Source organism: Lunatimonas sp., assembly GCF_020832325.1.
Classification (GTDB): Bacteria; Bacteroidota; Bacteroidia; order Cytophagales; family Cyclobacteriaceae; genus Lunatimonas.
Window position 1 is genome coordinate 39,544 of the sequence record NZ_JAFIEU010000002.1, and the last position, 12,185, is coordinate 51,728.

General features: G+C 47.7%; 10 protein-coding genes. 2 read left to right on the plus strand and 8 right to left on the minus strand.

All coding sequences use genetic code 11. The features are described from left to right. Position 1: 1 nt before the first annotated feature. Both JJU34_RS00335 and JJU34_RS00340 read right to left on the minus strand, forming a co-directional pair. The gene (locus tag JJU34_RS00335; RefSeq protein WP_228690308.1) at positions 2–847 is read right to left on the minus strand and encodes a transglutaminase-like domain-containing protein; all 846 of its coding nucleotides are present in this window, start codon (positions 845–847) and stop codon (positions 2–4) included. A 100-nt stretch (positions 848–947) separates the two neighbouring features. Continuing rightward, positions 948–1,748 (minus strand): N-acetylmuramoyl-L-alanine amidase, encoded by an 801-nt coding sequence (locus JJU34_RS00340; RefSeq protein ID WP_228690309.1) that lies wholly within the window; start codon positions 1,746–1,748, stop codon positions 948–950. 63 nt (positions 1,749–1,811) lie between these two features. Here JJU34_RS00340 and JJU34_RS00345 point away from each other — a divergent pair, with 63 nt between their 5' ends. Beyond that, positions 1,812–4,586: a putative LPS assembly protein LptD gene (locus JJU34_RS00345; protein WP_228690310.1), complete on the plus strand. Its 2,775-nt coding sequence runs from the start codon at positions 1,812–1,814 to the stop codon at positions 4,584–4,586. Positions 4,587–4,589: 3 nt separating this feature from the next. On the opposite strand, the gene JJU34_RS00350 is transcribed toward JJU34_RS00345, so the two are convergent. Beyond that, on the minus strand, positions 4,590–5,807 hold the full coding sequence (locus JJU34_RS00350; RefSeq protein WP_228690311.1) for an arginine deiminase family protein: 1,218 nt from the start codon (positions 5,805–5,807) through the stop codon (positions 4,590–4,592). A gap of 97 nt (positions 5,808–5,904) precedes the next feature. Here JJU34_RS00350 and JJU34_RS00355 point away from each other — a divergent pair, with 97 nt between their 5' ends. Beyond that, positions 5,905–7,329: an aminopeptidase P N-terminal domain-containing protein gene (locus tag JJU34_RS00355; protein ID WP_228690312.1), complete on the plus strand. Its 1,425-nt coding sequence runs from the start codon at positions 5,905–5,907 to the stop codon at positions 7,327–7,329. 111 nt (positions 7,330–7,440) lie between these two features. Here the strand turns inward: JJU34_RS00355 and JJU34_RS00360 are convergent, their stop codons facing one another. The 5 genes from JJU34_RS00360 to JJU34_RS00380 all read right to left on the minus strand — a co-directional run bounded on the left by JJU34_RS00360 (position 7,441) and on the right by JJU34_RS00380 (position 12,073). Further along, positions 7,441–8,295: a prephenate dehydrogenase gene (locus JJU34_RS00360; protein ID WP_228690313.1), complete on the minus strand. Its 855-nt coding sequence runs from the start codon at positions 8,293–8,295 to the stop codon at positions 7,441–7,443. Positions 8,296–8,314: 19 nt separating this feature from the next. Further along, on the minus strand, positions 8,315–9,463 hold the full coding sequence (locus JJU34_RS00365; RefSeq protein ID WP_228690314.1) for an aminotransferase class I/II-fold pyridoxal phosphate-dependent enzyme: 1,149 nt from the start codon (positions 9,461–9,463) through the stop codon (positions 8,315–8,317). Beyond that, positions 9,460–10,305, minus strand: coding sequence for a prephenate dehydratase (locus JJU34_RS00370; protein WP_228690315.1), 846 nt, complete (start codon positions 10,303–10,305; stop codon positions 9,460–9,462). Before JJU34_RS00370 ends, JJU34_RS00365 begins: the two co-directional genes overlap by 4 nt. Positions 10,306–10,330: 25 nt before the next feature. Next, positions 10,331–10,699, minus strand: a complete 369-nt coding sequence (locus JJU34_RS00375; protein ID WP_228690316.1) for a DMT family protein — start codon at positions 10,697–10,699, stop codon at positions 10,331–10,333. A 147-nt stretch (positions 10,700–10,846) separates the two neighbouring features. Beyond that, the gene (locus tag JJU34_RS00380; protein ID WP_228690317.1) at positions 10,847–12,073 is read right to left on the minus strand and encodes a 3-phosphoshikimate 1-carboxyvinyltransferase; all 1,227 of its coding nucleotides are present in this window, start codon (positions 12,071–12,073) and stop codon (positions 10,847–10,849) included. Positions 12,074–12,185: the final 112 nt, after the last annotated feature.

Here is a 12,185-nt window from a genome sequence, read left to right on the forward strand (position 1 = left end):
GCTAATCCACTGCTAGGATATCCAAGAGTTCCTGCACTTCTCGGGCCTTATCAGGCTCGCCGATTTTTTCAAAAGATAATTTTAGGTTTCGCAGGGTTCTGCGGATAATTTCGATGTTCTCACAGGGTTCGAAGTACTCGTCTTTGGGTTCGTATTTCAGGTGCTCCAGGTAGTTTAGGATATCGTGCCGTGTAAAAATAAGCCCTTTGTTAAAAGCATTGATATAAAAGGTCGTTTCTTCTGTTTTGTAGCTGAGTACAAACAGGTTGGGGAGGTTAACACCGTATACCGGAAGTCCTAATTTTTTGGCTACTAATAGGTAGACTGAGCAAAGGCTGATCGGATTGCCTCTTTTGGAGTCCAATACAATACTCAGCATGCTATTGCTGGGGGAATGGAAATTTTTGGTATTTGCGGCAAACTTCAGTTCATGGAAAAGGACGCTGTTAATCGTGCGAACTTGCTCGTAGGGTGTGAGATGATTGTCGAAGGAGGTCCATACATCAAAGTAAATTTGGTGCATCGAAGCGTTTAAGGTATCAAATTCCAATTCCGGATATTGAAAGGTGTTGACAATCCAAAGGCCTTGTAGAAGCTCTTGATCAGAGTCATGTCTCCATGTATGGAGGCGCTGTTTCAGTAGCGAAAACTGAAGCTCGTGCACCAAGTCTTCGATCTCCTTTTGGATGACCGGGTCAAAGCTGTCCTCCCATTTTTTTTCCAGAAATGGAATAATATCGTTACCTAAAGAAATAATCTTCTCCCGAATGTGATCTTTTACTTCCGGATCTTGATCATCCAGTAGAGAGACCAATGCTGCTAATTCCTTTTCATTCAATACTCCCATGCGCGTGCCCTGATAGCGCTCTTGGCAACCTGCCTGTAGCGAATACTTAAAATTATCAATAATTTTAGAAAATTGATACCTAAGCGGTGAGGGATGTAGGCTATAGTGATTCGATCTCCTCTTTGTAGGCCTTGATGGCGCGGAATAATCCGGAGGCAATATAGGTTTGGCCATCTTTGCTATTGAGGTAACGCTCTTCGTTGGCATTGGACAAAAATCCTACCTCCACCAATACACTCGGCATACTGGTGGTCCACAACACATAAAATGGTGCCTGCTTTACCCCTCGGCTGTAACGGTTCACCCGGGTTTTGAAGTCGTTTTCGATTTTTTCAGCGAGCGAAAGACTATTGGCGAAATAGGCTTTTTGCATGAGGTTAAACATCATGTAGGATTCTGGTGAGGAGGGGTCAAATCCTTCGTAGTTTTCTTCGTAATCATCCTCCAGTAAGATTACCGCATTCTCTCGCTTGACGATCTCAAAATTGGCATTAAAGTTTTTATTCCCCATCACAAAGGTCTCCGTACCGTACACTTGCGTACCGGCAGTGGCATTGCAGTGAATGGAAATAAAGAGGTCGGCTTTGTTGCGGTTGGCGATGTTTGCCCGTTCCTTTAGCTCGATAAACGTATCGGATTTACGGGTGTAGATCACTTCCACTTCGGGTAGCAGGTCATTGATGTATTTACCCAATTGCAGAGCCAAGGCTAGGGCAACATCCTTTTCTCTGGAGATTTTACCCACGGTTCCGGGATCCTTGCCACCATGTCCTGCATCGATCACGATACGGCGCAATTTGTACTCTGCAGTGCGTTTACCCGTCGGGATGAAAGCCGTAAAAATCAAGGAGAATGTCAGTAAGGAAATAATGAGAATATTTTTCGGTCTCCTTCGTTTCATAAACGTTATTAAAGTTAACTTTACGCAAAATTTATAAATTTTTGAAGCAAACAGAAATAAACGGTGCATAATCTTAAGCTCGTATTTCTTTCCGTAACGCTCCTAACCCTTATTTATCAGGATCTTTTGGGACAGGAGCCCGGTAGAAGACCCGTCGAAAGAGAGCTTACTGTACCCGATACGCTTGTCAATCCGCCGTCGTTTGCAGATACCCTACTTCCTTCCCTTCCAGATAGTATCCTTTCGATCGAACCGGAAATGTTGGAGCCCGACTCCGCACAGTTGGCGCAGATAGGCGACATCGAAACCGTTATCAATTATTTTGCCGAAGACAGCATAGTATCTGATTTTTCGCAAAATAAAGTTTTTTTGTACAAAGATGCATGGTTTGAGTATGGAAACATCCGACTAGATGCGGATTATATCGTGATCGATTGGGAGAAGAGTGAGCTTTATGCCTCCGGATTGGCCGATACCACCGGGGTGATTCAGGGAACGCCCATGTTTAAGGAAGGGTCCAGCATCTATGAGATCCGAAAGGACATGCGCTACAATTTCAAATCCAGCAAAGCAATCATCACAGACGTGGTAACTCAACAAGACGAGGGGCTTTTACGCGGGCAGACCGTAAAAAAGGGCCGGGATGGCAGCATTTATCTGAACAAGGGCTTTTACACTACCTGTGATTTGCTGGAGCCGCACTGGCACATCTCCTCTTCTAAAATAAAATCTATTCGGGGCAAACAGGTGGTTTCAGGTCCTTTTAATCTTTACTTTAACGGAATACCTACTCCTTTGGGATTGCCGTTCGGTATTATCCCGGACACCCCCGAAGAGAAAGTTTCCGGGATCCTGTTTCCCTCCTATGGGCAGGAGCAGGTGCGTGGGTTTTTTTTGAGGGACTTTGGTTATTATTTTGCGCTGAACGACTACATCCACTCCAAAGTTACCGGAGAGGTATTCTCCTTGGGTGGATGGGGAGTGAAGACAGCCTCTGTGTACAATAAGCGCTATCGCTTCAAGGGAGGTTTTAACATAGACTTTCAGAAATTCCAAAGCCCCGAGACAGCAGAGACTCCGATCGCTTACGATGCGTTTTGGTTGCGCTGGAACCATACACCTGAATCAAGGGGAAATTCCCGCTTCTCAGCATCGGCCAACTTCGGAACCAAGTCCTATAATGACAACGTCTTGCAGCAAGCCAATTTTCAGCAAAACATGTCCTCTGACTTTTCCTCCAACATTGCGTACAGTAAAACCTTCGTAGGTACGCCTTTTAGTATGTCTGCCAACCTACGACACTCCCAAAATCAGGTTACGGATGAAGTAAACCTGCTTCTTCCCGATGTGGCGGTGAACATGAATCGGCAGAATCCCTTCCGAAATGTCAAGTTTGAGCCGCTAAAGACGCTCAATATCTCCTGGAACTTTAATGCGCAAAACTCCATCAACAACCGGATCACGCCGGAGTTTGGGGTAGACCCAAACCTACTGAGAAACGAAATGGAGATGTTTAGCCAGCCAAACGCGCCGAATATCCTGCCGTTCACCTTTGCCAATATGCCGCAGCTTCTCAGGGAAGCCGATAATGGTTTTAGGCACACGGTCCCGGTGTCCTCTAACTTTACCTTGTTTCGGTTTTTTACGGGCACTGCCTCTATGAACTTCACTGAACTTTGGTACCTGGAGCGGATCAACTACTATTACAACCCTCAAGAGGGCCGACTGGACAGGATTTTGGAACCTGGATTTAATCGGGTTGGGTATTACAATAGTTCCTTTAACATGGCTACCAACATCTACGGGTTTTATACCTTTAAGAAAGGGTCAAAAATAGAGGCAATCAGGCACCACATGCAGCCTACCTTTGGCTTTTCGTCCACACCGGACTTTTCGGACCCACGGTTTGGCTATTACCAGGAGTTACAAGTGGATCCATCCGGACGCACGCAGCGCCTGTCTAGGTACCAGGGCTTTCTATATGGCGGAGCTCCTATGGGAGAGGCCAAAGCGTTGAGTATCAATATCCGTAACGTGGTAGAGGCGAAGGTAAGAATGGAAAGTGACACCGCTGAAGTACAAACTAAGAAAGTACCCCTGCTGCAAACGCTCAATATCGCTACCAACTACAACTTTGCGGCAGACTCGTTTCAGCTAGCTCCCATAAACATGAATACCAGAACCTCCCTGTTTGACAACAAAATATCGGTATTTGTGAGTGCTAACTTGGACCCCTATGCCACTGGAGTCTATAACATTGGCGGTCAGGAACGCGTGTCTCGGATCAATGATTTTGCCTATAGACGCGGGCAGGGCATCGGAACGATCCGAAGTGCGACCATGAATCTCAACGGAAGCATTAATCCGAGTAGGACGGAAAAATCACCCGGTGAAGTAAGGGATGAACTTACCAATGATTTTTTGAACAATGGGGGACAAATGACGGAGTTTGTGCAAAATGAAATCGACCGCATCGCAAACGATCCCAGCCAATACATTGACTGGTCAATACCTTGGAATATGACGTTTGGATATAACCTCAGTTACAATAAGCCACCTACAGGGGACTCCAGAATTACCCAAGCGGTCAACATCTCCGGTGATATCAGTCTGTCTGACAAGTGGAAGGTAAACTTCAATTCTGGCTTTGATGTCACTGCTGGAAATATTACCCAGACGATGATAGGCATCGCCAGGGATCTACACTGCTGGCAGATGAATGTTAACTGGGTTCCTTTTGGCCGCTTCACCAGTTACAACATCGATATCCGCGTTAAGTCAAACATCTTGCGAGATCTGAAAGTATCGCGTAGACGCTCCTTCTTCGATAGCTTTTAGTGGCTAAAAATCTGCTCTACTGATGGGCATGGTCATGCACCTGGGTCCGCCCAATCCCCGAGACAGTTCCGAAGAGGGGATTTCCAACACCTCTACCCCCACATCGCGCAGTGCCCGATTGGTGTGTTTGTTGCGGCTGTAGGATATTACCCTTCTGGGTGAAATGGTCAATACGTTGGCCCCGTCAAACCACTGCTCGCGCAATGCGTAGTCTGGGTTCCCGTTGCCGGTATGGATGATCTGTAGGTGTGGGATTTCTAATTGAAGGATATCGGCCAAGGATTCGGTAAGGATCGTTTTTTTGATATGGACTTGATCTTGTTCCCTGCTTTTTAGTGTATATACGGAGGTTTGTACCACCGCTTCTAGGGCATCGGGATAGGTTAAGATCAGGTTTTCATCCAGGACCGTAAACACCGTATCCAAGTGCATGAAGTTCCGTTTTTTGGGAAGCTGTACTTTGTAAACGCGCTCAATGGTACCCTCCGATATCAGCTGCTTGGCCAGGTGATAGATGGAGCGCTCATCGGTCCGTTCTGAGTCTCCCACCGCGATGGCCTTTTCCGAAAGGATGATGATGTCCCCCCCTTCTATGCATGGGGGGTTATTTTGATTGTCCTTGGGATAAACCCGGTGAATTTGATTTTTAAAATCGGGGTGGTTTTCAAAAACAACCCTAACCAAATCCGCTTCCCGTTGTCTCTCTTCATTACGCATGCTGGAAAACAGCATCCCGCCGGGGCAAATGGCGGCGGTGTCCCGCTGGAAATAGAGGTTCGGTATGGGCGGTATCAGGTAGGCAAAATCCAAGAGCTCCTCCAATTGCAGCCCCTTCATTTTGCGCCTGGCTTCGTGAACCTTTATACCTGCAATAAGTGCGGTCGCACATTCGGAAGTAGAGAGTTTTTCCATAAACTCATCTGCCAAGTATCCCAGCCGGTATTTTTTCAGTCCTTCGGTGAGGAGCCTATGTTGTAGTTTCTTATCGAGCAGCACCTCCATCAGCAGCTCGTGTAGCAGATACACCTTGGCCCCAGTAGTCTGGGTCAGTAGGGATCGGAAATAATCATGCTCACGCTGCATGTCTTCCAAGTAAGGGACATCCTCGAAAAGCAGTAGGTGCTTGTTATAAGGGGTAAGCCGGTCGATTTCCTTGCCGGGGCGGTGCATCAACACAGCTTTAAGTGTTCCGTATTCTGATTTTATTCGAAGGTCTGTCATAGAGGGTCTACCCGTTTAGCTTTGGTAAGACGCTCTAATTTCGCAAAATCTAGACAATATTGTATCTTTCCCCCTCAATTTATCAACGTTACTTACTATGAAGTTTTTCTTTCAATTATTCTACCAACTCCTTTGTATTGCTCTTCTAACGGGATCTCTGACCGTTCATGCGCAGTCGTACTTTGCAGATGGTCTATCTCCTGCGTTTCACAAAGAACGAAGGCAGGCGTTTCGGGACCTTTTACCCGAAAACGGCGTTGCTGTTATTTTTAATAATCCTGTAAAGAATAGGTCCAATGACACGGAATTTAGTTACCGACCCAATTCTGATTTCTATTACCTGACGGGATTCAGGGAACCCAATGCCGCACTGATTATTTTCAAAAAGCCACAGACGGTCGATGGGGCAAAAGTAAATGAAATCATCTACGTGCAGCCTCGAGACCCCAGAAAGGAACAATGGGATGGCGTTCGGTTGGGAGTCGATGGCGTGAAAGAGAAGCTGGGTTTTGAACATGCGTATGTTCATTCCGATTTTATGAAATCCCCTCAGATTGATTGGAACAATTTGGCACCGGTGTTATCCTTTGATATGGGGATCATAGAGGGTGGAAGCCACAATGCGCCCCTTAATGAGATGGTTTCAAAGTTAAAAAGTATGAGCCTGTCTACAGAAGTTCCCAGCAATACCGCATTGAATCAGATCATGGCGAAATTGCGTGCGGTGAAGACAGCGGAGGAGTTGGTGATTTTGGAAAAGGCAATCTTGATTTCGGGCAAAGGACATATCGAATCGTTTAAGTCCATCAAGCCGGGGGTATCGGAACGGGCCGTACAGGGAGTTCATGAGTTTGTCCATAAGGCCATGGGTGCGGAGGATATCGGCTATGGATCTATCGTGGGTTCGGGAAACAATACCACCATTTTACACTATGTAGAAAACAGCGTTGAAGATTTGACAGATGGATTGATTTTAATGGATGTGGGAGCGGAGTACAAGGGCTATTCTGGAGACATTACCAGAACGGTTCCGGTGAAAGGCGTTTTCTCACCCGAAGAAAAAGCCATTTACGAGATTGTCTTGGAAGCCTTGGAGGCGGGAATTGCCGCATGTACCGTTGGGGCGGAATATAAGGAGATTGACCAAGCTGCAAGAAACGTAATTGATGCCGGGTTGGTAAAATTGGGATTGGTGAAGCCAGGAGAAAAACATCCTTATTTCCCCCATGGGACCGGCCATCACCTGGGATTGGATGTGCACGACCGTGGAGGACGGGGAATCTTAGAGCCTGGAATGGTCCTTACCGTGGAGCCTGGAATCTACATTCCTGAGGGAAGTGATGTAGATCCCAAGTGGTGGAGAATAGGCGTCAGAATCGAGGATAATATTCTGATTACCGCTGACGGTAATAGAAATCTTAGTGCCTTTGTTCCCAAAACAGTTGAGGATATAGAAAGGACGATGAAGGAAGAGGGTATTTTACAAAAGCTGGAGCTGAATAGTGTCGCGGGGTCGTTTTAGACCGCCAAAGAGTAAGCTACGAATACAAACAAGTCCCGATATCGTTTCAATAGCAATTGAAGTGGTATAGGGACTTGTTTCAAATGGTAAGCTACACAAATGGAGTGGCTATTACCTTCCTTTTTCCAAATCCAAAATATCCCGGATTTTGTTCGCTTCTGCCATTTCTTCGGATAGGCCCTTGTAGTCTTCTGCAGCGATCTTATTGCGGAAGTCCTGCATATGGGCGATGTACGAGTCCATGGCTTCCAGCAGATTTTTGCGGTTTTCGACAAATATCGGTGCCCACATGGCCGGAGAGCTCTTCGCCAACCGCACCGTAGAGGCAAATCCACTGCCTGCCATGTCAAAGATGTGCTTTTCATCTGCCGTCTTGTCCAGTACCGTCTTGCCCAGCATGAAAGAGGTAACGTGCGACAGGTGCGATACAAACGCTAGGTGCAGGTCATGGTCTTTGGGGTCCATGAAACGGAGCTTCATATTCATCAGCTCAAACAGCTCGTAGGCCATTCCTTTCAGGTGTACATCGGTTTTTTCCATTTCACAGATGATCATCACCTTGCCGTCGAACAGGTCTACTTCAGCGGCCTTTGGTCCGGAGTTTTCCGTTCCGGCGATGGGGTGCACAGCCAGGTAATTCGCGCGTTTTGGGTGCTTGGCGATTTTCTCGCAGATCAATTCCTTAGTGGAGCCGAAGTCAAACACTAAAGTCTTGTCGCCGGTCTCTGCCAGGGTTTGTTCCAAGAGGCTGGTTAAGGTATCTACCGGGGTAGCCAGGACCACCACGTCGGTATCGGCGTCCGGTTTCTCTTTGGCTTCGGTGATCATGCCCAGGGCTTGGGCTTGCTCCAAGTGAGTGGAGTTTTGGTCGAAACCTGTAACGATCAGGTCGGGTCGCTTCTTCTTTAGTACCAGGGCAAATGATCCCCCCAGCAATCCCAAACCAATAATGTGTATCTTCTTCATGGGTAACGTTGTTTGTTAATCAGTGTTCAATTCGATTCAATGCCTCCAAAATATCCTCTTCGGCAACGCATAACGAAAAGCGAATATACTGCTCGCCCGCACTGCCAAAGATCATTCCCGGTGTCACGAAGAGGTGCTTCTCGTGCAGCAGCCTATCTACCATTGCCAATGCGTCGGTTCCTAAAGGGACCTTGGTCCAGACGAACATCCCGCCCGGTTGTTTCAGCAGTTGTAAACCCAGCTTTTCGGCCAGTTTCCATACCAGCGCCCTTCTGCGTGCGTAGATCGCATTGTTTTCGGCAAACCAGTCATTGCCTAGGTTGAGCGCAGCTACGGCCCCTTCCTGTAGGCCCAAAAACATGCCCGAATCCATGTTGCTTTTTACCCGAAGTACCGCCTGCAGGTAGTCCTTTCTTCCTGCCAACATCCCTACCCGCCATCCGGGGATATTGAAACTCTTGCTCAAGGAGTTCAATTCCAACGCATGTTCTTTGGCACCGGGCACGGCCAAAAGGCTGATGGCTTCCTCATACAGCACAAAGCTGTAGGGATTGTCGTTGATCAACAGGATATCGTTGGCTTCTGCAAATTGGAGCAGGCGCTCAAAGAGCTTGGGATTTCCAGGTGCACCTGTAGGCATGTTTGGGTAATTCACCCACATCAACTTTACCTTTTTTAGGTCCATTTGTGCCAGCTGTTCCCAATTGGGCTCCCAGTTGCTGCTTTCATCCAGCTCGTAATACACAGGATTGGCATTTAATAGCTTGGTCACGGATGTGTAGGTGGGGTAGCCAGGATTGGGAATCAGCACCTCATCTCCCTCATCCAGGAATGCCATGGAAATATGCATGATACCTTCTTTGGATCCCATCAGAGGGAGGATTTCCTGTTCAGGGTCTAGCGATACGCCATAGTGCCGCTCGTAGAAGGCGGCAAAGGAGTTCCTCAGCGCCGGAATACCGGTGTAGGACTGATAGCCGTGGGCCTTTGGGTTTTCTGCGGCTTTTTTCAAGGCATCGATTACGCTGGGGTGCGGTGGCAGGTCCGGACTGCCGATGCCCATGTTGATGATCGCGTGACCAGCCTGCCGAAGCTGTGCCACTTCCTTTAGTTTCGTGGAGAAGTAATATTCCTTTACTTCACCTAGCCGCTTGGAATACCCTTTCATATTTTTCGGTTTTGATACTCCCCAAATAGTTTTACTTCACCGAAGTTCTCTTGGATTTGTGCGATGGCCTGTTTAAAAAGGTCGTAGTCACCGATCAGTGTGTCGATGAAAAAAGCATACTCCCAAGGTTTATTAATCACGGGGATGGATTGGATCTTGGTGAGGTCCAGGTCGTGTTCACTCATTAGGGTGAGTAATTTGGCTAACCCACCTTTTTGGTTGTGGATGGTTACTTTTAACGAGGCTTTGGTGGGAGTTTCCTTGATTTCCGGTTTCTCTCGCTGTAGGAGGATAAATCGGGTAAAGTTGTTTTTAACAGTTTGGATGTTGGAGGCAATGATTTCCAGTCCGTAGTAATCGGCGGCTTTGGGGCTGGCGATGGCACCTATTCCCTTGAGTTCTTTTTCGGCGATTAGTTGTGCTACGTAGGCGGTATCTACGTCGTCTATCAAGCGGATATGGGGATGCTGTGCAAAAAACACCTTGCATTGCAGTATAGCCATCGGATGAGACCGCACCTCGTGTATAGTATCGATAGATTGACCGGGCCAAACCATCAGGTTATGGGAGATGGGGAGATAATACTCGTCGAATACGAAGAGGTTGTGCCGGTCTATGATGTCGTAATTGGGAAGGATGGCTCCCGCGATGGAGTTTTCGATTGCCATGACGGCATAGTCGGCGGTTCCAGCCTCAACGCTTTTTGCTACTTCCTCAAAGGTGTGAAAGCCGCCCACATCGATGTTTTCACCGAAATACTGCTGGGCTACCTGATGGTGAAACGAACCCGGTACGCCCTGAATGGCGATGTTGAGCTTTTTGGTTTCCAATACTTCATTCATACCATTGCCTCCATCCGGAGATTAATCATTTTTTGAAAATAAAATAGACAGCCAAAACCAGAAAGCCAAAGCCTACCAAATGGTTCCAGCGGAAGGATTCATTTTTGAAAAACAGAAAGGTGAAGATCATGAACACTACCAACGTAATCACTTCCTGCAAAACTTTCAGCTCCACCAAGGAAAAAGGACCTCCGTAAGCTTTATATCCCAATCGATTGGCGGGGACCTGAAAGAAATATTCAAATAGGGCTATTCCCCAGCTTATCAAAATGATGGAGATCAGTCCCAAGTTTTCAAACCACTTGAGTTCTTTGAATTTCAAGTGGCCATACCATGCCATGGTCATAAACGCATTTGAAATGACCAACAGGACGATTGCATAGACACCTTTCATCTGTTTATTTTTTGTTTTTCAAAGGTCAGATGGAATCCCTGCCTACCGCAGGCAGGTCGCATGGTTACCACGATAGCTATCGGGGCATCCCAGTGTGTGTCGCTTGCGTCATGCTCGATTTCATGGCGGATTCTAGATGACAAGGGCCTATTGTTGGATCAGGGGTTCCACGCCGAGCAGCGCCACATGTTTCCAAAAGCTGGGGTAGGACTTATTGACTACCTCAGGATCGTCAAACGACACTTCCATCTTAGCCATCAGTGGCATAAAGGCCATGGCCATGCGGTGATCGTCGTAGGTGTGAATCTGCACCCGGTCGGGGAGCTGTGTACTGGGGACAAGGGTGAAAACGCCCTCTTTCCGCTCTTCCAGTCCGGCGTGGATTTTTGCCAGTTCCCGTTGCAATGCATCTATGCGATCGGTCTCTTTTATCCGCAGGCTTTCCAACCCGCTAAATTCACAGCTACGTCCCAACAGGGCACACGTGACGGCTACCGTCTGAGCAATGTCCGGACAGTGGGTGAAATCGATGTGTTCGATGCCAACTATTGGTTTCTTGGTCAATCGAACGCCTTGGGAGTCAAATTGACTCTGCACTCCTAGCTTATCCATGATGGCTACGATGTGCGAATCTCCTTGCATGCTGTTTGCCTTTAATCCGGTCAGGTACAGCTCCCCCTCTTCGGCACAGGCTAGCAGGCTGAACCAATAGCTCGCCCCGGACCAGTCACTTTCCACGGTAAATCGCGTTGGCCGGTAGGTCTGGGGTTTGATGAAAATAATGTTTTCTTCAAAGGTGTATTCCACACCAAATTCCTTCATCAGCTCCAGAGTCATTTCGATGTAGGTTCGGGAACCGATCTTTCCAGTCAATTCCAGCGTTAGCCCTTTGGGTAGTAGGGGGGCGTTCATGACCAAGGCGGAAATGTATTGGCTACTTACATCACCCCGAATCTGGAGGCGGTCGGTCAGTTGGGAGGTAAATCCCTTTGTCTTTAGGGGTGGGTAGCCTTCCACTCCCAAGTATTCGATGTCAGCGCCCAGGGTCCTCAGGGCATCAACCAATATCCCTATGGGCCGCTCACACATTCGGGGAGTGCCGGTGAGTATTTTTGTCCGGTTGGTAAGGGCAGCGTATGCCGTCAGAAAACGCATGGTGGTGCCTGCATCAAGCACATCTAACGTGTCGGGATCCTCTTGAAGCAAGCGGATCATGGTTTGCGTATCCCTCGCCTCGGCCAGGTTGCTTAGCTGATTGTCCCCCTCTGTCAATGCATCGATGATCAGGGCCCGGTTACTTTCACTTTTGGATGAAGGCAGGGGGATCATCACTTGGCCGAAGCGGCTTTTTCGGGGGATAGTGACGGTGTTCATGTGATTATAAAAGCTTTTTTTGCGGTCACAAGGTGTCCAGGTGTATGCGGATCATATATCCCATAGTTGCTGGATAACGTGTTGCCGGATTGGTGATCATTCCTTGGTATGG